The sequence below is a fragment of the Pleomorphomonas sp. JP5 genome, assembly GCF_023721815.1.
In the GTDB taxonomy this organism is placed as follows: domain Bacteria; phylum Pseudomonadota; class Alphaproteobacteria; order Rhizobiales; family Pleomorphomonadaceae; genus Pleomorphomonas.
Genome location: NZ_JAMDLI010000008.1, coordinates 688,994 through 708,491 on the forward strand (window position 1 = coordinate 688,994; position 19,498 = coordinate 708,491).

The window sequence follows — 19,498 nt, forward strand, 5'->3', positions numbered from 1 at the left end:
ACCTATTAATACGAACATAGATGAGGCCACCATGTCTTTTAAGCCCAGGATCGCCCTTATCATCGGATCCACGCGCCCCACCCGCTTCGCCGACAAGCCGGCACAGTGGATGCTCAAGCAAGCCCAGGCCCGGGAAGACATGGAGGTCGAGCTTGTCGACCTGCGGGACTATGCGCTGCCGTTCTTTGCCGAGAAGGCATCGAACTTGTGGATGCCCAGCGAGGATCCGGCAGCGACCCGCTGGCAGCAGACCATCGCCCGTTTCGATGGCTATATTTTCGTCGTTGCCGAGTACAATCGTTCGATCACGGGCGCCCTCAAGAACGCTCTCGATCAGGCTTACATAGAGTGGAATCGCAAGCCGTTCACCGCCATCGGTTATGGTGGCCTGGGGGCAGCACGAGCCATCGAGCACCTGCGCCTGATTGGCATAGAGTTGCAGATGGTTCCGACCCGCAGCGCCGTTCATATCGGCGGCGGTGACTTCATGGCCGTATCGCCGATGGGAGCGAACAAGCCCATCGAGGATATCGAGGCCAACCTTTTGCCCTCCGCAAAGGCGGCGCTCGACGATTTGGTCTGGTGGGCCAAGGCAACAAAGGCGGCGAGAGCCGGCTGAGGCCCTGGCGCACCTGGAGATGATCCAGCCTTGGACGTACTCAAAAGCCACCGGCCGTCAGCTCGGCGGCCGGCAGCTTCGTTTTCCCATATCACCAATCAGTAGCCGAGGTCGTGCGACACGCTGGCACCGGTGATCTTCAACTGTTCGATGAACGACTTGAACTCGTCCAACGACACATTCTCGACAACCGTCGAAATGGAGATGGCGGCGACCAGCTTTCGGTCGTGGCCCCACACGGGAACGGCGGCGCAGCGGCACCCCCGGACGTTTTCCTGCTCATCGACGGCAAAGCCATCCGTGCGCACCTTGGCGAGCGCCGCTTCATACGCTCCGCGCTCGGTAATGGTGTTCTCGGTGGCGGTTGCGAAGTCGTAGCCATCGAGCGTCCTGCCGATGACGGCAGGCGACTGAAAGGCCAGCAGAACCTTGCCTATGGCCGTCGTGTGGATCGGCATGCGCCGGCCGATCCGCGAGTAGACGATGATCGAACGCGTGCCCTCGACCTTGTCGACGTAAACGCCCGACTTGCCGTCGAGCACGCCAAGATGAACCGTCTGGCCCGTTCTTTCCGACAGCTCTTCGAGGAAGGGCCGCGCAATGGCGATGAAGTCGCGGGAGCGCTGAACGAGGTAGCCGCGTTCGAGAAGCTTCACGCCAAGCCGATATGGGGCGTTGGACTCTGTCTGCTCGATATAGCCCTGGGCCTGCAGTGTCTTCAGAAGCGAGTGGAGGGTGCTCTTGTGCAGCCCGGTCAGCTGGCTGATCTCGGCAAGGTTGAGTTCAACCTTCTGCTCGCTGAAGAGGTCGAGAATGTTAAGGGCACGCTCCACGGCCTGAATCAACGGCATCTCACGGCAACTCCAGCGGCAGATCGCGGTCCTGCGATTCTTGATTTCAGTTCGATTAGTGCGCCTGCGACCACAATCCAAGCGCGGAAAACAGGCCAGGGCACCAGCCAGGCAGGTAGTACCGATGCCTTCTCCTGTGAGAGATTTCCGGAATTACCTTTCACATACAGCACCATAGCCGCTCGTCTCCATAGAAACCCATTGGATGCGGGTCTTTGCCTACACAGCATCCCGGATTTACCGACCCCGTAGCCATCGCTAACGTACGACATTATAAAACATCGTTCTATAATGTAGAACGCCTAGACATGAGGCTCAGGAGTTTCCGATGGCAGAGACGCGTTTCGAAGGCATCATTCCGCCGGTGTCGACCATCTTTACCGAGGCGGGCGTCTTTGACCCCAAGGGGCAGGCGCTGGTGATCGAGAAGCTGATCGCCGCCGGTGTGGATGGCCTCTTCATGTGCGGCACCGGCGGGGAGTTCTCCCAGATGTCGACCGCCGAGCGGAAGACTGTGGCGGAGTTCGCCGTGAAGCAGACCGCCGGCCGGGCCAAGGTGCTCATTGGCGTCGGCTCCAACAACCAGCGCGAAGCCGTCGAGCTCGCCGTCCACGCCGAATCCATCGGCGCCGATGGCATCGTCGCGGTCAATCCGTCCTACTGGAAAGTCACCGAGCCGCGCCTTCTCAACTACTTCACCGACATCGCCGGCGCCACCAAGCTGCCGGTTCTGCTCTACAACATCCCCTTCCTGACCGGTCAGGACTTGACGCCGGCGTTCGTGAAGTCGGTGGTCGAGGCCGCGCCCAATGTGGTCGGCATCAAGGAGACCATCGACTCCATCGGCCATATCCGCGAGATGATCAACGTCGTCGGCACCGTTCAGCCCGGCTTTCAGGTTCTCGCCGGCTATGACGACCACCTGCTGACCACACTGATGCTCGGCGGCGCCGGCGTCATCTCGGCCAGCGGCAACTTCGCGCCGGAGCTTTCCATCGGCATCTACAAGGCCTTCCGGGCCGGCGACTTCGCCAAGGCCGTCGAGCTGCACAGCCGCCTGATCCGCCTTCCGTCGATGTACGGTCTCGACACGCCCTTCGTGAACGTGGTCAAGGAAGCGATGCGCCTCACGGGCCTCGACATCTCCACCTACTGCCTGCCGCCCGCCGGTCCGCTGGCCGCCGACAAGCTGGCCCGCCTAGCCGATCTGCTGAAGCAGGCTGGCCTCGTCAAATAACCAACCAACCGTCGGAGGAAGGCCCAATGTCCATCAAGGAAATCTACGACGAGAGCAACGAGGCCGTCTATGTCGCGGCAACCAATGCTCCCGGCCCCGCCGGCAAATTGCCGCTGACGCCGGACATGCTGATCAACCGCCCGAGCGGCGACATTTTCGGCATGACCCTCAACGCCGGCATGGGTTGGGAACCGGAAAAGCTGAACGGCAAGGAAGTGCTGGTCATCGGCATTACCGGCGGCATCCGTGGCGCGGACGGCAAGCCGATCGCCCTCGGCCTGCACACCGGCCACTATGAGACACCGCTTCAGTTCGAGGCGGCGGCGCTCGAGGTGGCCAAGGCCGGCGGCGTTCCCTACGCCGCTTACGTCAGCGATCCCTGTGACGGCCGCACGCAAGGCACCACGGGCATGTTCGACTCCCTGCCCTACCGCAACGACGCAGCCATCGTCTTCCGTCGGCTGATCCGCTCGACGCCAGTGCGCAAGGCGGTCATCGGCCTTGCGGCCTGCGACAAGGGCCTGCCGGCACTGATGATGGCGTTGGCCGCCCAGCGCGACCTGCCCACCATCCTCGTTCCCGGCGGCGCCACGCTGATGCCGACCAAGGGCGAAGACGCGGGCAAGGTGCAGACTATCGGCGCCCGTTTCGCCAACGGCGAGCTGACGCTGGACGAAGCCAGCGAACTCGGCTGTCGCGCCTGCGCATCGGCCGGTGGCGGTTGCCAGTTCCTCGGCACGGCCGGCACGTCGCAGGTCATCTCCGAGGGTCTCGGCCTTGCCCTGCCGCACTCGGCTCTGTCTCCGTCCGGCCAGCCGGTGTGGCTGGAAGTTGCCCGCCAGTCCGCGCGAGCGGTGCTGCAGCTCGAGGAACGGGGCATCACGACCAAGGACATCGTGACGTCCAAGGCGATCGAGAACGCCATGGTGGTGCATGCCGCTTTCGGTGGCTCGACCAACCTGTTGCTGCATCTGCCGGCCATCGCTCATGCAGCTGGACTGCCCATGCCCACTGTCGAGGACTGGACGGCGGTGAACCGTCGCGTGCCGCGCCTCGTCAGTGTCATTCCCAACGGACCGGTCTATCATCCCACCGTTCGCGCCTTCATGGCCGGCGGCGTGCCGGAAGTAATGCTCCACCTGCGTGAACTCGGCCTGCTCAATCTCGACGTCCTCACCGTGACGGGCGAAACGCTGGGCGCCAACCTCGACTGGTGGCAAACGTCCGAACGCCGCCGCCGCTTCCGCGAAATGCTCGAAAAGCAGGACGGCGTTAGCCCAGACGACGTGATCATGCCGCCCGCCAAGGCGGCGGCCCGTGGCCTCACCTCCACCATCACCTTCCCGATCGGCAACATCGCGCCGGAAGGCTCGGTGATCAAGTCGACGGCCATCGATCCCTCGGTGATCGGCGAGGACGGCGTCTATCGGCACAAGGCCAAGGCGAAGGTTTTCGTCTCCGAGGTCGATGCCATCCACGCCATCAAGTCCGGCAAGATCGTCGCCGGCGATCTGATGGTGTTGATCGGCGCCGGGCCGTCCGGCACCGGCATGGAAGAGACCTACCAAGTCACTTCCGCGCTGAAGCACCTCTCCTACGGCAAGCACGTGGCGCTCGTCACCGACGCCCGCTTCTCCGGCGTGTCCACCGGCGCATGCATCGGCCATGTCGGACCGGAAGCGCTGGCCGGTGGCCCCATCGGCAAGCTGCGTGACGGCGACATCGTCGAGATGATCGTCGACTGCCGCAAGCTGACGGGCTCGCTGAACTTCCTCGGCACCGAGGAAGCGCCAGCCACCGCCGAGGAAGGCGCCGCCATCCTGGCCGCGCGTCAACCGCACCCGGATCTGGCGCCGCAGGCCGAACTGCCCGACGACACCCGTCTCTGGGCGGCGTTGCAGGCGGCAAGCGGCGGCACCTGGCAGGGCTGCGTCTACGACGCCGACAAGATCATCGAAGTGCTGGAAGCCGGTCGCGCCGCACTGGCCGCCAAGAACAGCTGACGAAAACCGGAGAAGAGGCGGCAGCGTCTCTTCTCCATAAAACTGCTGGCGCTATAGCCGGCATGTGGAGGGCACGGCGGCCGAGGGGGCTGGTCGTCCATCCGAACAACGCGACGGACCATAGGCACTGGAACGGCGACATGCCGATCCGGAGCGGGTGGACTGTTGTCTTCGCCGGCATGGCCGGTATCGCTAGCCAAACCAAGGGAAGAGAAATGCCTTTAGTCATCGTCGTGGCCGGCATTGTGCTGCTGCTGCTCCTGATCATGAAGCTGAAACTGAATACGTTCGTTTCGCTGATCATCGTCTCCTTCTGCGTCGCGCTTGCTCTTGGCCTGCCGCTCGACAAGGTGGTGAAGTCCATCGAGAGTGGCCTCGGCGGCACGCTCGGTCACATCGCCCTGATCTTCGGCCTCGGCGCCATGCTCGGCCGTCTGATCTCCGACGCCGGCGGCGCGCAGCGCATCGCCGTCACACTCATTGAGAAGTTCGGCGAGAAGAACGTGCAGTGGGCGGTGGTCGTCGCCTCGTTCATCATCGGCATCGCCCTGTTCTTCGAGGTCGGCCTGGTGCTTCTGGTGCCGATCGTCCTGACCATGGCCAAGCAGATGAAGCTGTCTCCGCTGCACCTCGGCGTGCCGATGTGCGCCGCGCTGCTGGCCACCCATGCCTTCCTGCCGCCGCACCCCGGCCCGACGGTCATCGCCGGCGAGTATGGCGCCGACATCGGCCAGGTTCTGGTCTACGGCATCATGATCGCCATTCCGGCGGTGATCATCGGCGGTCCGATCTACAACGCCATCGCCAAGCGGATCGTGCCGTCGGGCTTTGCCAAGAAAGCCGACCTCGACGCCATCGGGTCCTTCAAGAGCTTCGACCTCGAAAAGACGCCCGCCTTCGGCATCTCCGTGCTCACCGCCATGCTGCCGGTGATCATGATGTCGGCCGCGGCCATCATCGCCGTGATCCGCAGCGAGGCCGGCCTCGCCGACAACTCGGCCTTCGCAATCATCCGCCTCGTGGGCGACGCCTCCGTGGCGATGGTTGTGTCGCTCCTGTTCGCCATGTGGACCATGGGCGCTAGGCGCAACATCCCGGTCAAGGACATCATGGCGTCCTGCACCTCGGCGGCGAGCCACATCGGCATGATGCTGCTGATCATCGGTGGCGGCGGCGCCTTCAAGCAGGTGCTGATCGATGGCGGCGTCGGCAAGTATGTTGCCGAGCTGTTTGCCGGCACGAATGCTTCGCCGCTGATCTTCGCCTGGGGCGTCGCAGCACTTCTGCGCATCTCCCTCGGCTCAGCGACGGTCGCAGCCATCTCGACCGCAGGCTTGGTCATTCCCATGCTCGCGACGCACAACGTCAACCTCGCCCTGGTGACCCTCGCGACGGGTGCCGGATCGGCGGTCTGCAGCCACGTCAACGACGCCGGCTTCTGGATGTTCAAGGAGTATTTCGGCCTGTCGATGAAGGAGACCTTCGGGACGTGGACGGTTCTGTCCACCATTGTCTCTGTGCTCGGCCTGATCGGCGTTCTCCTCCTCGAAGGCTTCGTCGCCTGACCGCGAACGACGCCATCTGAACGCAAGGGCGGCCGCGACAAGCCAGTGTCGCGACCGCCGTTTCTTATTAGAGAACAGCCACTTAGACGGAGACGCGCGCCTCGCCGGGATAGACCACCCCGATCTGCCGTCTGATATCGTCGAGCGTCTCCATGATGGCAACGCTCTGTTCGAGCGGCAAGATGGGACTGGTCCGCTCGCCCGCAGCGACCAGTCGTTCCAGCTCCACGGCCTGGAAGTGCATGCCACGCCCCTTCATGTCGGCAGGCTTGAACTCCTCAAGCAGATTCTTCTGACTGTCATAGATCCGGAAGCTGGTCGGCGTGTACCAGACGCCGTCAATCTCGACATGGCCCTCGGTGCCGTTGATCTCGGCTCTGTTGGCGCCCGGCGCATCGCTGGCCGACACCGTTATGGAAGAGGCGCCATTCGGGTAGCGGAACATGGTCGACACTTCGGCGTCGGCGCCGGTGGACTTGAGGCGCCCCGAAGCAATAACCGTTGACGGTTGCCCCAACATGTCGAAGGCGAAGGAGATGGGGTAGATGCCGAGATCCAGCAGTGCGCCACCGCCGAGCTCCAGCGCATTGAGTCGGTGGCTCGGGTCGTCAGGCAAGTCCTGGGTATGGGTTGCCAGAAGCGTCCGGATCTCGCCGATCATGCCGCTGGCCAGCGCCTCGCGCAGCCGCACCATGTGAGGCAGGAAGCGGGTCCACATGGCTTCGAGCACGACGACGTCATGCTTGCGCGACAAGGCCAGCAAATGCCGCGCCTCGGCGCCATTCAGCGTGAAAGATTTCTCGATCAGGACATGCTTGCCCTCGGTAATACAGAGTTCGGCCGCGCTCGCGTGAAACGGATGCGGCGTCGCGATATAGACGACATCGACTTCCGGATCGGCGGCAAGCGCCTCGTAGCTGCCGTGCGAGCGGGGAATGCCGTGCTTGGTGGCGAAAGCGACCGCTTTCTCGATGGACCGCGAGCCGACCGCCACCACCTCCATGTCGTTGTCGAGGAGATCCTGCACAAAAAGATCGGCGATCCAGCCGGTTGCCAGAATGCCCCAACGTAACTTGGCCATGGACTGCCTCTCCCTTTCAGCTCCTCAGGGCGCATCGGCAGACCGATTGCCTTCACCGAACGCCATTCGGGTGAACCTCGCATTAATCTGACAAAAGGTCGAGGCCCGCGAGAAGGGCTACACGCCAATGTCGATCTCGACCGAAGCCGCCGAGCGGGGGGCTGCCCCCTGGAAGACGGCCTCGACGTTGTTGCCATCCGGATCGAACAGGAAGACTGCGTAATAGCCGGGGTGATACGACCTTATCCCTGGGCCGCCATTATCGCGGCCGCCGGCAGCGAGCCCTGCCTGATAGAACCGCTTGACCGCCTCCTGGTCGCCGGCCTGGAACGCCAGATGCACGTGCGTCGCCTCGCTCTCGTCCTCTCCCAAGGCGTCGATCCAGAGTTCGTCACAGGCGATATGCCAGTCGTCGTCCGCCAGAAGCGGGCAGTCGAGAGCCCCGAGCACTGCGCGGTAGAACTTCGCCGTTGCCGGAAAGTCCCTGGCCCTCAGCTGAACATGGTCGATCAGCCGGCCTCGATGCAGAATCATGCTTCGCTCCTCGCTTGGCACCGCCCTCCGTTCATGAGCGAAGCCCTTCTCCTCAGTTCCGAGACTATCGCATCATCCTGACGGCATCCGTCACCAGTTGCGCGTTGTCGCGGGCCATTTCGCCCGCAGCGCGGCGGCAACCGTCCTCCAGGCCGACGCGAGTGGACCACCGACGCCGCCGCGCCAGCTCGACGAAGTGCCAGACAGTTGCATCGACCCCATGGAGGAGGATCGGCCGGGCCACGCCCGCCTCGCCGAGAATCGCGACGATCCCATCGACCGCAGTCTCCCCTGTCTCGATTTCCTGCTCTTCGATTTCGATCAGGATGCGCAGAACGCGGCGACAGTCCCGCAGGGTAACGAACCGCTTGGCGTCATCGACGCTCGCCAGCCCAGCCTCGACGCCGACACCCATGCCGTGCAATAGGTCGATGATCGCCGGGGAATCCGGCTCGGACAGGTTGACCGAAGCGTAGTCCGGCAGCACCCGCCAGGCGGCGATGTAGTCTCGCGTCCGGCGCTGATCATTTTCGATCCAGGCGCCGGTGGACACGCCGAGGAGCGTCCCCGGACAGGCACGCCGCACGAGGCGGATCGTCTCATCGACAGCCGCGAGGCTTTCGCGACCGTCGGCGGCGCGGGCATGAAGGTGAATCTCGGCCGCTCCTGCGGCGACACAAGCGGCGCTGTCTCGCGCCATGGCCTCGACCGTCAGTGGCAAGGCCGGATGATAGTCGAAGGGGCGGGCTCCGTTGATGCAAGCCTGAACGATCATCGGGGTCTCCATTCTATCGAGACGGCAGGCTCGACATTTCAAACAGAAAATGTGACCTCAAATCGTCAGCAATGCCAGAAAGCTCACCGCCACCCCGGCGCAAGCCGGTATCCAGCGTGAGAACGACGCTCTTCGCCGGGACGAACGGTTGGCCGGCTTCCAGAGGAATCCAAACAAAAAAAGGGGCGGGAAGACGGTCCCGCCCCAGTCGGTCGATCAATCCATCAATTACTTGATGGCGCCCGACTTCTTGTGGATCTCGATGAACTCGGCCACGTTGTCCTTGGTCACCAGCGGACAGTCGATGTCGGTGTCGATCTGCTCGATCTTGCCGGTCAGCAGGTCGTGAGCGACGCTGATGTTCTTGGCAGCGAGGTCATAGGCGTTCTGCAGCGCCGTGGAGGTCATGCGACCTTCCTGGATCAGCAGCATGGCCTCGGCGGTGCCGTCGACGCCGTAGGCGAGCATCTTGTCGAACTTCGGATCGTCCTTGACGACTTCCAGGGCACCGGCGGCCATGTTGTCATTCATGGAAACGACGGCGTCGATCTTGTCGTTGGCCTGGACCCAGTCCTCCATGAAGCGCATGGCTTCTTCCTTGTTCCAGTGCGCGATCTGCTCGCCGACGATCTTCACGTCCGAACGCTTGTCGAAGAACTCCTTCTGCCAGGCATCGCGGCGCATGTCGGCGTGCATGTTGCCCGACGGGCCGTTCAGCACGACGACGCTGGCGCCCTGCGGGACCTGCTCGAGCGCCAGACGGGCGTTCACGGCAGCCTGCTCATACGGATCGGCGTCAACAGACGACGAGCCGGGGATGTCCTTGATGCGAGCGTTCGTCGTGATGACCTTGACGCCATCCTTGACGGCCTGCTCGACATAGGGACGCTGAGCTTCGCCGTTGTTCGGCTGGACGATGATCAGGTCGTACTTGTTGGCGACGGCGTTTTCGATGAACGCGTTCTCCTTGGCGTCGTCAGCCTGGGCGTCCATGACGTCGACCGTCATGTCCGGGTACTTCTTGACTTCGTCCATGATGCCGTTGGCCAGCCAGGCGGCAAAGGAGTCCGCCTGGGCGCGGGCGATGAAGGCAATCTTGTAGTTCTCAGCCTGAGCAACCGTCGTCGCGGCCAGACACAGGGCGGCCACAGCCGTAACGGTGCGGATGGATTTCATGAACTTCATTTGTATCTCCTCCAAGATATCTGCTTGATGGGGCGTCTATCGATCGACGTAAGCCCCGCGTTTCCTCCAAAGCGAACGCACTAAGCTTTTGCCTCCTTTCGCTCATTCGGTAGCTTGGCTGCACCCAGGGTCTTCCGGGTGCGATTGACCTTGGCCCACATGTCGTAACCGACAGCCAGGGCAATGATGCCGCCCTTGATGACTTGCTGCAGATACGAGTCGACGCCGGTCAAATTCATGATGTTGTTGAGGAAGCCGACGATGAACGCGCCAGCGAGGGTTCCACCGGCCGTTCCGAGGCCGCCGGAGAAGCTGGTTCCGCCGATGATGGCGGCGGTCAGCGCCTCGAACTCGTAGCCCTGACCCGCGTTGGGAGCGCCGACGTTGGTGCGGGCCATCAGCAGGATGCCGGCAAGGCCGACGAACGCGCCGTTGATGAGATAGGCGCCGATCTTGATCCGGCCGACGTTGATGCCGGAAGCCCGGGCTGCCTCTTCATTGCCGCCGACAGCGTAGAGCGAGCGGCCGAAGCTGGTGTGACCGAGGATGTACCAGGTCACGATGCCGACGATGATCATGAAGAAGACCGGCAGCGGAACGAAGCCGATCTTGCCCTGCCCGAACCAGACGTAATCGCCGATCTGGTAGAGGTTCTGGCCCTTGGTGAAGAGAAGCGCGATGCCGCGCGCCACCGTCATCATCGCCAGGGTGGCGATGAAGGCCGGAATATTGAAGCGTCGGACAAGGATGCCGTTGACGAAGTTGCAGAGCACGCCGACGATCAGACCGACGGCGAAGGCGAGAGACAGCGAGCCCGTTTCCTTGAAGACATAGACGGACAGGACGCCCGCCAGCGCCAGCACCGAGCCGCAGGAAAGGTCCAGGAGGCCGCCGATGATTAGGATCGTCTCTCCGAAGGCCAGAATCGTCGTCACGGAGATCTGAGCCGAGATATTCGAGAGGTTCCGCGGCGAGAGGAAGTTCTCGTTCAGCAGATTGCAGACGATGATCATCACGATAAGAACCAAGTAAATGGAGTATCGCGACTTGATGGTCTGCCACTTCTCCCTCGTCATCAGGTTGTTCATTTTCCGCCCCTTTTGCATCTCGTCGGCCAGTTAGCGATCAGACCGCTTTCCTGGTCATGTTCATCGCGTAGCGCATGATTGCTTCTTGAGAGAACTCGGCCCTGTCGAGCTCGCCTGTTATCCGCCCCTCTGCCATCACGTACATGCGGTCACACATGCCGATCAGTTCCGGGAGTTCGGAGGAAACCATGATGATCGACTTCCCCTCTTTGACGAGGTTGGTCATCAGCTTGTAGATCTCGAACTTCGCGCCGACGTCGATGCCGCGCGTCGGTTCGTCGAGGATGAGAATGTCCGGGTCCTGGAGCATCCACTTGGACAGGACGACCTTTTGCTGGTTTCCACCGCTCAAGGTGCTGACCTGTACATCGATGGATGCCATCTTCACGTTGATCTTCTTGCAGATCTCCTCGACCCGACTTCTCTCCTTGCTCGCGTTCAGGCGACCCTTCTGGAAGAACTGGTCCATTGAGGCCAGGGTCACGTTCTCCTTGACGTCGCGGATCGGAACGATGCCGTAACGCCGCCGATCCTCCGACAACATCACCACGCCATTGCGGATGCTGTCCTGGACGTTGCGAACCCTGACGGGAGCACCGTGCACCTTGACGGTTCCACCGAACCGCTCGTCGAGCCCGAACAGTGCCCGCATCACCTCGGTACGTCCGGCACCGACAAGGCCAGCGAAGCCGACGATTTCACCCTTCCTGACATTGAACGAGACGTCGCTGAAGCCCGTCGGTCCGCTGAAGCCATCCACTTCCAGCACGACGTCGCCGACCGGAAGCTCCTCCTTTGGATACCCTTGCCCGAGCGCGCGGCCGACCATCAGGGAGATGACCGAGTCGATGTCGAACTGATCCTTCGGCCGTGTCTCGATGACCTTGCCGTCGCGCAGGATCGAGATCTCGTCGGCGATACGGAAGATCTCGTCCATCTTGTGCGAGATGTAGACAATGCCTTTGCCGCGCGCGCGAAGATCGGCGATCTTCTCGAAGAGAATTTCGATTTCCTTGTTCGTGATGGACGACGTCGGTTCATCCATGATGATGATGTCGGCGTCTCGCGAAATCGCCTTCAGGATTTCCAGCATCTGAAGGTTGGAGATCGAAAGGTCCTTGAGCTTCATTTCCGGATCGTAGGGAAGGTTCTCCTGCTCCAGAAGCTTGAGCGTCCGCTGGCGGATGGCCTTCCAGTCGATCCGCCCGAAGCTCTTCTTCGGCCAGCGCCCGGCGAACAGGCTTTCCTCGATGGTCATTTCGGGCGTGTAGTTCAGCTCCTGAAAGATCATCGAAACGCCGAGTTCGCCGGCGCGGATGGGAGAGGTGATCTCCACCTTCTCACCCTTGATCAGCGTCTCGCCGCCATCGGGCTGGTAGATGCCGTTGATGATCTTCATCAAGGTCGACTTGCCGGCGCCGTTTTCGCCGCACAGCACGTGAACCGAGCCTTCCTTCACAGAAAAGCAGACGTCCTCGAGCGCTTTCACGCCCGGAAACGACTTGCTTATGTTTCTGACCTCAAGAAGAGTTTTCTGCATCGGATAGGTCCCTGATCGGCCGGGTGGCGAAATATGAGATCGGCTTGGCGTTCGTCAGTTGACGCCATGCACGTCGGCGAGCCTGGCCCGATAGAGCCCGAAAGCCTCGTCATAGGCGGCCTTGCGGCTCGCAACCGGCGTCGTCGTCTTGTCGGCATCGAGGCTGACGCAGCGATCGGCGATCGCGGCGATGTCCTCGCCGGCTCCCGTGGATCGGCCGTAAGCCCAGATCGCCTGGATAGCTGCGCCCAGGCACCCGGCCTCGTCGCCAGTGGGAACGACGATCTCGGCGCCCGTCATGTCGGCGACCATCTGGCGCCAAGGCTTGCTGCGCGCACCGCCGCCGATCATGAACACGCGCTCGGCGGCCTTGTCGCCACGGATGCGATGAAGTCCGGCCAGCACGCCGAAGGTGACGCCTTCGACCATGGCCCGCATCAGGTTTTCCGGCGTCATGTTGACGGCGGACAGGCCAAGGATGGTCCCGCGAGCGGTGGGCAGGTCAGGGGTGCGCTCGCCGTTGAGGAACGGCAGCATGGTGATGCCGCCGGCGCCCGGCGACGTGCCCTCCAGCGCTTCGGAGACAAACCCGATGTCGCGTCCGAGCAGATGGGCGCCGCCGGATGTGACGTTGGTAGCGTTCATCGTGCAAACCAGAGGCAGCCAACCGCCGCTCGACGAGCAGAAGGGAGCCACGGCGCCGCTCGGGTCGAGAACCGGCGTGTCGGAGTAGGAGAAGACCGTCGCCGACGTCCCAAGGCTGATGGTGACCACGCCCTCACGCACGTTGCCTGTCCCGATGGCGCCCATCATGTTGTCGCCACCGCCGGCTGCCACCAGACAGTCGGTGGTAAGGCCGAGCGCTTCGGCCGCAGCTGGGGTCAGCTGTCCAGCGATGGCATCGGGCGCGATGAGGTCGGGCAACGCGGCGGCGAGACGACCACTACCACGATCGATCAGCGACAGCGCTGCCGGCACCCAGGCACGCTTGCGGACATCGAAGAAACCGGTGCCCGAGGCGTCGCCATATTCGGCGACGAACCGACCGGTGAGCCAGTGGTTGAGATAGTCGTGCGGCAGCAGGATATGCGCGATGCGAGCGAAGTTGTCCGGCTCGCGATCGGCAAGGAAGGCCAGCTTGGAGATGGTATAGCCGGTGAGAGGGATGATGCCGACTTTCTCGAACCAGGCGGCCGGTCCTCCGAACGCATCAACGATCCGCTCGTTGTCGGGCGCCGTCTCGGTATCGCACCAGAGCTTGGCCGGACGGATCACCGCCCCATGGTCGTCGAGCACGGCGAGGCCATGCTGCTGACCGGAGACACCGAGGCATCGGATCGCTTCGGCGGGCAAGGCCGCCTCCTTGAGCGCCATGCGCACGGCGGCCACCATCGCGTCGACCCAGATCGACGGATATTGTTCGCGAGCGCCGCTGTCTCGCTCGATCAAGCCATGGGCGGCATGACCGCGGCCACGTACGCGTCCACTCTCGTCAATGACGAGCGCCTTGGTTCCCTGCGTCCCGCAGTCCACTCCAATGAACATTGCTTTCCCTCCCTACCCCCGGCGGGCAGCCGATCGACAGGCCGCACGATCGGCGGGCCTCCTCTGCCAGACTGCCGATTGCGGTCTTCCATCTCTCGCCACGACCGACTGCTCGTGAGCTGCCGGCGGATCACGCATTCAACGCGTTTCAATTCTCCTGATCGTTCGATTGAGCCCGAATGACCGATCTTCCCTTCGCCTACCGGGAGCGCCTAGCGGCGCGATAATTTCGAACGATTAAGGTTCCGCCCGCATCAGGCGGGCGAGACCATTTCGTCAACCGAGGCGCAAACCGCGCCCAGAGTTTTTCCGGTGAACTCGGGTTCGCCGGAAAACTCTATCTCCTTGTTAAGACGAAGTTCCGGACGCAAAACCGGTACCCACTTTTGCTGGAACTGCTCTAGCGTATCCGAAACAGAGGTCTGCATTCATCATGCATACCTTCTTCAGTCCTGCCCAGGCGGCGCCAAGCGCCGGCCTTGCTCAGAACGTGATCTGGACCTTGACGTCCGATGGGTTCTGCTGGGCGGCGCGTTCGAAGGCCTCGACCGACTTGTCGAAGGGATAACTCGCCGAAATCAGCGGCTTGACGTCGATCTTGCCCGAGCCAAGCAGCGCCAGCGTGCGATCCCACACGTTGGCATAGCGGAAGATGCCCGTCAGGCTGATCTCCTTGACCTCCAGCGCCACCACGTCGAGCGGCACACGGTCCTGCGGCATGCCGACCAGAACCACCCGGCCGCCCTGCGTCACAACGTCCAGCATGTCGTCGAAGGCCTTCGGAGCGCCGCTCGCCTCGAAGAACAGGTCGGCGCCCTTGCCGGCCGTCCGCGCCGCGACTACGTCGGCCAGCTTTTCCCTGGTGAGGTCGACGGCGATGACGCCGGGGACCTTGGCGATGATGTCGAGCTTGGCCTTGGCGACGTCGCTGACGATCACCTCCGAACAGCCCGACGCCAGCGCGGCGAAGGCCACCATCATGCCGATGGTGCCGGCGCCCGCCACAACGGCGATGTCACCGGGACGGATAGCGCCCTTGGCGGCGGCATAGACGCCGATCGCCAGCGGCTCGACCATGGCGCCCTCGGCAAAGGAGACGCTGTCGGGCAGCTTGTAGGTCAGCGCCGCCGGATGAACCACTTCCGGCGTCAGGCAGCCGTGGATCGGCGGCGTCGCCCAGAAGCGCACGGCCGGATCGAGGTTGTAGTGGCCCTCCAGCGTCTGGCGCGAGCCGAAATCGGGAATGCCGGGCTCCATGCAGACGCGATCGCCGACCTTGAGGTGGGACACCTTGGCGCCGACCGCCGTCACCACGCCCGAAGCTTCATGGCCAAGCACCATCGGCTCGTTGACGATGAAGTCGCCGATGCGGCCGTGCTTCAGATAGTGAACGTCGCTGCCGCAGATGCCCACGGCCTTGATGGCGACCCGAACCTCGCCGGCCGCCGGATCAAGAGATCCGGGAAGGTCGATATCGCGAAGACGAATGTCTCCAACACCCTCGAGAACGACGGCTTTTACCTTCATGGCTTTTCCTCCCGAACCGCTGCCCTGCATTCTCAGACGGGCTTACACGGGTCTTGATGGAGGAGAGTATGAACGCCAGAAGCTAATCCCGCTAAGCCAATTCAACAAATCTGTGTGCATTATTTTACATTTTGAAACCTAGACGGGTTCCAAACCAGCATGCAGCCAGATCCTCTCCAGGCCCGAGGCAAAAGCGCGCCCCCGCCGTTCAGTCGTCCTTCGCCTTCACGCAGGTGACAGGCGCCCCGCTCAGAAAAGGCAGGGCGCTTTTGCCGATCATGCCGGTAAGCCTCACCCGGACAGCCCGAGATCGCCAAGATCGGGTCCAAGCGGCACGATGCGCTGCGGGTTAAGCGCCTTCATCGAGTAGTAGCCGTGCTTGATGTGGTCGATGCTGACCGTCTCGCGAATGCCCGGATAGGCCAGAACGCGCTTCAGGTAGCCGCCGAGGCCGGGATAATCGGCGATGCGACGGAGATTGCATTTGAACAGGCCGTGATAGGCGGCATCGAAGCGGATCAGCGTGACGAACAGGCGGACGTCCGTTTCGGTGAAACGATCGTCGTGCAGATAGGGACGACCGTCGGCGAGGCGGACTTCCAACTCGTCGAGCATGCCGAACACATCGGCGAAGGCCTCCTCGTAGGCGACCTGCGTGGTGGCGAAACCCGCACGATAAACGCCATTGTTGAGACGCGGATAGATGCGGTCGTTGAGCGCATCTATCTCGGCAGCGAGGTCCGTCGGATAGAGATCTCGGTCCGAGCTCGCCAGATCGCCGAAGCCTGAGTTGAACATCCTCAGAATGTCGGCCGACTCGTTGTTGACGATCGTGCCACGCTTCTTGTCCCAGAGCACAGGTACGGTGGCGCGGCCGGTGAAATGGGGATCGGCCTTGGTATAGACCTGATGAAGGTAGGTAGCGCCGTTGACCGCGTCCTTGGTCGCGCCGGGATAGTCGCCGAAACGCCACCCCTCGTCAGTGATCGCAGGCTCGACGACCGACAACGATACGGCGTCCTCAAGGCCTTTCAACTTGCGACCGATCAGCGCTCTCGACGCCCAGGGGCAGATCAGCGCGACATAGAGGTGATAGCGGCCGCTCTCGGCGGCAAAGCCCCCTTCGCCAGTCGGGCCGGCCGAGCCGTCGGGTGTTACCCAGTTGCGAAAACTCGAGGTGGGACGAACGAACCCGCCCTTCTCGTCGGTCTTCTGAACCGGCTTCCACTCCGCCGTCCATTTGCCATCGACGAGCATGAAGATCTCCTGTCAGTTTGGGCCCATGGGCACGGGGCAGTTGCCGAAGCCATATGGTGACCATAACGGTTTGTCGCAACCGAGGTTCCACTGCAAGGCAGCTGCCTCGGACAGGCGAAGAGCCGGGAGCTGATGCCGCCCGTTCCAGAGGATTGCGTCGGTGGGATCATCGCCTCGTCCGGCACGCACACCGCCCTCCCCTCTTCCCTTGGTCGCCTGTCATCGGCCTGTAACGATCGCCGTCTATCGAAAGAGCCAAGACAGGACCAACTGCGGGGACGCTTGCACAGCTGTGCAACGCGCAAGATGAATGAGCGACGACGCCTATCTCAACCTTCGAGACCTCGACGCCGGCTATGGCCGGACGCGGGTGCTCGAGGGTATCGACCTCTCTATCGGCAAGGGTGAGTTCGTTGCCCTTCTCGGCGCCTCGGGCTGCGGCAAGACGACGCTGCTCCGCAGCATCGCCGGCTTTGCCCTGCCCAGCGCCGGCAGCATCCATGTCGGGAACCGCGACGTTACCCGTCTGCTGCCCGACAAGCGGGGCATGGCCATGGTGTTCCAGTCCTACGCGCTCTGGCCACACATGACCGCCGCGCGCAACATCGGCTATGGCCTTCGCCTCAAGGGGTGGCGGCGCGATGCGATCGCCGCCCGTGTCGCCGAGATGGAGGCGCTGCTCGGTCTAGAAGGGCTTGGCGCTCGCAAGCCGTCGGAGCTGTCCGGCGGCCAGCGCCAGCGTGTCGCGCTCGGCCGAGCCCTGGCGGTGGATCCGGACATCCTTCTGCTCGACGAGCCGCTGTCCAACCTCGACGCTCGCATCCGTCTGACGGTGCGTCACGAGATCCGCGCCCTGCAGCAGCGGCTCGGCATCACGACCATTCACGTCACCCACGACCGCGAGGAGGCCATGGTGATGGCCGATCGCATCGTCATCCTCGACAAGGGTCACATCGCCCAACTCGGCACGCCGCAAGCGATCTACACTCGGCCGGCATCGGCCTTCGTCGCCGCCTTCATGGGCGCCGAGAATGTCGTCCATCTCAACGCCACCTGCTCGGGCCACCGGGTCGACATCGCCGCCGGGCCGCTCAACAGGGCAGCCAGCCTGTTGCTGGACTGGCCGGCACCCCCCAGCGGCAGGCTCGAGGCACGATTCCGCTCCGAGCGGTTACATCTCCGACGCCTCGACGAGGTGCCCCAGGAAGATGCCAACGCCGTCGAGCTGATCGGCCGCGTCGAAGCCGTCGTCTACCCCGGCGGCGAGTGGCGCCACACCGTCCGCATCGGCGACGGCTCGGTACTCGTCGACGGTACCGAAGCCCTGGCTCCCGGCACCGAAGTGGTCGTCCGGGTCCCGACCAACGGCCTTTTTCTATTCGCCTCGCCGGTCGATGCGCCGACCGGCACCACGCCATCCGCAACCGACGCGCGTTCGCCGGTTCGGGAACGACTGACCGCCTGACAACCAGAATCCAACGATCGAAATCGGAGTCGCGTCATGAACAAGCTGTTGCTCAACTCCACGGTGGCGCTCGCCATCCTCGCCTCGCCGGCCGCCGCCGCCGAGCTGACCGTGATCACCGCCGGCGACCAGAACATGGTCGACTACATCAACGATTACCTGGCCCCGCTGTTCGAGCAGCAGAACCCGGGCAACACCGTCCGCGCCGTCGGCACCGGTCCGGGCGACGCCGGCTCGCAGAAGATCCTCGAGCGCTTCGACGCCCAGGCCAAGGCCGACGCCGCCACCTGGGACACCGACGTCGCCATCGTCCACGAGAAGTTTGCAGGCCCGATGGTCCAGGCTGGCTATCTCGAGGCCTATCGCGACAAGATCGCCACCGGCAAGCTGGTGACGCGCGCCAACGCCGACAATGCCCTGGGCACGGACGTCAAGGGCTACGTCATGCCCATGTTCAACAGCCAGACCGCCATCGCCTACAATCCGGCGCTCGTTCAGAACCCGCCCAAGAGCTACGCCGAGATCGCCGAGTGGGCGAAGGCCCATCCCGGCCAGTTCGGTTACAACGGCATCAAGGGCGGAGCCTCGGGAGTCAGCTTCGTGATGGGCTGGGTCTACGCCTTCTCGGGCAGCGATGCCAAGACGCTGATGTACGGCCCGTTCGACAAGGCCGAAGAAGCCAAGTGGGACGACGCGTTCGCCGGCCTCAAGGAGTTCACCAAGTCGGCCACGCTGACGCCGGGCAATGCCGGAACGCTGGACCTTCTGTCGCGCGGTGAGATCGCCCTCGGGCCGGTGTGGGTCGACATGTTCTACTCCTGGCAGGCTGACGGCCGCCTTCCGCCCGAGCTGAAGCTGGTGCTTCCCGCCCCCGGCATGCCCGGTCAGCCGATGCACTACGTGATCCCGGCCAAGGCCCCGAACAAGGAACTTGCCGAGAAGTTCGTCGAACTCGCCACCTCGCCGAAGGTGCAGGCCGAGGGCATCGTCAAGAAGTTCAACTGGTACCCCGGAATCGACGCCGACAAGGTCAAGGCCGAACTCGACGACGCCACGTGGAACAAGCTGTTCGTCGACATCACGCCGGCGGATCTGGCCGAGAAGGGCAAGCCTTTCCCGCTCGCCCCGTACAACACTGCCATTCTCGAGGCCTACGAGGCCAAGGTCGCCAACTGAGCGACCGATCCATGAGGGACCGCCCCACGGGGGCGGTCTCCTTCACCAAA

General features: G+C 63.2%; 17 protein-coding genes. 6 read left to right on the forward strand and 11 right to left on the reverse strand.

The features are described 5' to 3' along the window. Window positions 1–31: 31 nt before the first annotated feature. Window positions 32–619: an NADPH-dependent FMN reductase gene (locus M4J40_RS14470; protein WP_251754882.1), complete on the forward strand. Its 588-nt coding sequence runs from the start codon at window positions 32–34 to the stop codon at window positions 617–619. A gap of 98 nt (window positions 620–717) precedes the next feature. On the opposite strand, the gene M4J40_RS14475 is transcribed toward M4J40_RS14470, so the two are convergent. After that, window positions 718–1,470 carry an IclR family transcriptional regulator gene (locus M4J40_RS14475; RefSeq protein ID WP_251754884.1) on the reverse strand — a complete coding sequence of 251 codons (753 nt, stop codon included), beginning with the start codon at window positions 1,468–1,470 and terminating at the stop codon, window positions 718–720. 328 nt (window positions 1,471–1,798) lie between these two features. Here M4J40_RS14475 and M4J40_RS14480 point away from each other — a divergent pair, with 328 nt between their 5' ends. The 3 genes from M4J40_RS14480 (at window position 1,799) to M4J40_RS14490 (ending at window position 6,275) form a co-directional block, all read left to right on the forward strand. Beyond that, window positions 1,799–2,707 (forward strand): dihydrodipicolinate synthase family protein, encoded by a 909-nt coding sequence (locus tag M4J40_RS14480; protein ID WP_251754886.1) that lies wholly within the window; start codon window positions 1,799–1,801, stop codon window positions 2,705–2,707. 26 nt (window positions 2,708–2,733) lie between these two features. After that, window positions 2,734–4,710: a YjhG/YagF family D-xylonate dehydratase gene (locus tag M4J40_RS14485; RefSeq protein WP_251754887.1), complete on the forward strand. Its 1,977-nt coding sequence runs from the start codon at window positions 2,734–2,736 to the stop codon at window positions 4,708–4,710. 215 nt (window positions 4,711–4,925) lie between these two features. After that, window positions 4,926–6,275, forward strand: a complete 1,350-nt coding sequence (locus M4J40_RS14490; RefSeq protein ID WP_251754888.1) for a gluconate:H+ symporter — start codon at window positions 4,926–4,928, stop codon at window positions 6,273–6,275. 82 nt (window positions 6,276–6,357) lie between these two features. Here M4J40_RS14490 and M4J40_RS14495 read toward each other — a convergent pair whose 3' ends face one another. From M4J40_RS14495 to M4J40_RS14540, 10 genes are all read right to left on the reverse strand, one after another. After that, window positions 6,358–7,356, reverse strand: a complete 999-nt coding sequence (locus tag M4J40_RS14495) for a Gfo/Idh/MocA family protein (RefSeq protein WP_251754890.1) — start codon at window positions 7,354–7,356, stop codon at window positions 6,358–6,360. Window positions 7,357–7,473: 117 nt separating this feature from the next. Further along, a complete protein-coding gene (locus M4J40_RS14500; RefSeq protein ID WP_251754891.1) occupies window positions 7,474–7,890 on the reverse strand; it encodes a VOC family protein in 417 nt (138 codons plus the stop codon). A gap of 64 nt (window positions 7,891–7,954) precedes the next feature. Next, complete coding sequence (locus M4J40_RS14505; RefSeq protein ID WP_251754893.1) at window positions 7,955–8,665, reverse strand: 3-keto-5-aminohexanoate cleavage protein; 711 nt, start codon at window positions 8,663–8,665, stop codon at window positions 7,955–7,957. Window positions 8,666–8,893: 228 nt separating this feature from the next. Then, the gene (locus M4J40_RS14510) at window positions 8,894–9,850 is read right to left on the reverse strand and encodes a sugar ABC transporter substrate-binding protein (RefSeq protein WP_251754894.1); all 957 of its coding nucleotides are present in this window, start codon (window positions 9,848–9,850) and stop codon (window positions 8,894–8,896) included. A gap of 80 nt (window positions 9,851–9,930) precedes the next feature. After that, window positions 9,931–10,938, reverse strand: a complete 1,008-nt coding sequence (locus M4J40_RS14515; RefSeq protein WP_251754897.1) for an ABC transporter permease — start codon at window positions 10,936–10,938, stop codon at window positions 9,931–9,933. A gap of 37 nt (window positions 10,939–10,975) precedes the next feature. Beyond that, the gene (locus M4J40_RS14520; RefSeq protein ID WP_251754898.1) at window positions 10,976–12,478 is read right to left on the reverse strand and encodes a sugar ABC transporter ATP-binding protein; all 1,503 of its coding nucleotides are present in this window, start codon (window positions 12,476–12,478) and stop codon (window positions 10,976–10,978) included. Window positions 12,479–12,532: 54 nt separating this feature from the next. Continuing rightward, window positions 12,533–14,023 carry a xylulokinase gene (gene xylB, locus M4J40_RS14525; RefSeq protein WP_251754900.1) on the reverse strand — a complete coding sequence of 497 codons (1,491 nt, stop codon included), beginning with the start codon at window positions 14,021–14,023 and terminating at the stop codon, window positions 12,533–12,535. A 254-nt stretch (window positions 14,024–14,277) separates the two neighbouring features. Beyond that, window positions 14,278–14,451, reverse strand: a complete 174-nt coding sequence (locus M4J40_RS14530; RefSeq protein ID WP_251754902.1) for a hypothetical protein — start codon at window positions 14,449–14,451, stop codon at window positions 14,278–14,280. 55 nt (window positions 14,452–14,506) lie between these two features. After that, the gene (locus M4J40_RS14535) at window positions 14,507–15,550 is read right to left on the reverse strand and encodes an NAD(P)-dependent alcohol dehydrogenase (protein WP_251754903.1); all 1,044 of its coding nucleotides are present in this window, start codon (window positions 15,548–15,550) and stop codon (window positions 14,507–14,509) included. 291 nt (window positions 15,551–15,841) lie between these two features. Continuing rightward, window positions 15,842–16,807 carry a glutathione S-transferase family protein gene (locus tag M4J40_RS14540; protein ID WP_251754905.1) on the reverse strand — a complete coding sequence of 322 codons (966 nt, stop codon included), beginning with the start codon at window positions 16,805–16,807 and terminating at the stop codon, window positions 15,842–15,844. Between the two features lie 310 nt (window positions 16,808–17,117). Between M4J40_RS14540 and M4J40_RS14545 the strand changes: the two genes are divergently transcribed. Further along, complete coding sequence (locus tag M4J40_RS14545) at window positions 17,118–18,272, forward strand: ABC transporter ATP-binding protein (protein WP_251754906.1); 1,155 nt, start codon at window positions 17,118–17,120, stop codon at window positions 18,270–18,272. 36 nt (window positions 18,273–18,308) lie between these two features. After that, the gene (locus tag M4J40_RS14550) at window positions 18,309–19,448 is read left to right on the forward strand and encodes an extracellular solute-binding protein (protein ID WP_251754908.1); all 1,140 of its coding nucleotides are present in this window, start codon (window positions 18,309–18,311) and stop codon (window positions 19,446–19,448) included. Window positions 19,449–19,498 lie beyond the last annotated feature (50 nt).

What these genes read in the sequence shown, in the direction of transcription:
- M4J40_RS14540 (WP_251754905.1), bottom strand. Translation starts at nt 16,807, where the DNA reads ATGCTCGTCGATGGCAAATGGACGGCGGAGTGGAAGCCGGTTCAGAAG.
- M4J40_RS14515 (WP_251754897.1), bottom strand. Translation starts at nt 10,938, where the DNA reads ATGAACAACCTGATGACGAGGGAGAAGTGGCAGACCATCAAGTCGCGA.
- M4J40_RS14550 (WP_251754908.1), top strand. Translation starts at nt 18,309, where the DNA reads ATGAACAAGCTGTTGCTCAACTCCACGGTGGCGCTCGCCATCCTCGCC.
- M4J40_RS14475 (WP_251754884.1), bottom strand. Translation starts at nt 1,470, where the DNA reads ATGCCGTTGATTCAGGCCGTGGAGCGTGCCCTTAACATTCTCGACCTC.
- M4J40_RS14490 (WP_251754888.1), top strand. Translation starts at nt 4,926, where the DNA reads ATGCCTTTAGTCATCGTCGTGGCCGGCATTGTGCTGCTGCTGCTCCTG.
- M4J40_RS14500 (WP_251754891.1), bottom strand. Translation starts at nt 7,890, where the DNA reads ATGATTCTGCATCGAGGCCGGCTGATCGACCATGTTCAGCTGAGGGCC.
- M4J40_RS14480 (WP_251754886.1), top strand. Translation starts at nt 1,799, where the DNA reads ATGGCAGAGACGCGTTTCGAAGGCATCATTCCGCCGGTGTCGACCATC.
- M4J40_RS14530 (WP_251754902.1), bottom strand. Translation starts at nt 14,451, where the DNA reads ATGCAGACCTCTGTTTCGGATACGCTAGAGCAGTTCCAGCAAAAGTGG.
- M4J40_RS14470 (WP_251754882.1), top strand. Translation starts at nt 32, where the DNA reads ATGTCTTTTAAGCCCAGGATCGCCCTTATCATCGGATCCACGCGCCCC.
- M4J40_RS14485 (WP_251754887.1), top strand. Translation starts at nt 2,734, where the DNA reads ATGTCCATCAAGGAAATCTACGACGAGAGCAACGAGGCCGTCTATGTC.
- M4J40_RS14535 (WP_251754903.1), bottom strand. Translation starts at nt 15,550, where the DNA reads ATGAAGGTAAAAGCCGTCGTTCTCGAGGGTGTTGGAGACATTCGTCTT.
- xylB (WP_251754900.1), bottom strand. Translation starts at nt 14,023, where the DNA reads ATGTTCATTGGAGTGGACTGCGGGACGCAGGGAACCAAGGCGCTCGTC.
- M4J40_RS14505 (WP_251754893.1), bottom strand. Translation starts at nt 8,665, where the DNA reads ATGATCGTTCAGGCTTGCATCAACGGAGCCCGCCCCTTCGACTATCAT.
- M4J40_RS14495 (WP_251754890.1), bottom strand. Translation starts at nt 7,356, where the DNA reads ATGGCCAAGTTACGTTGGGGCATTCTGGCAACCGGCTGGATCGCCGAT.
- M4J40_RS14520 (WP_251754898.1), bottom strand. Translation starts at nt 12,478, where the DNA reads ATGCAGAAAACTCTTCTTGAGGTCAGAAACATAAGCAAGTCGTTTCCG.
- M4J40_RS14545 (WP_251754906.1), top strand. Translation starts at nt 17,118, where the DNA reads ATGAGCGACGACGCCTATCTCAACCTTCGAGACCTCGACGCCGGCTAT.
- M4J40_RS14510 (WP_251754894.1), bottom strand. Translation starts at nt 9,850, where the DNA reads ATGAAGTTCATGAAATCCATCCGCACCGTTACGGCTGTGGCCGCCCTG.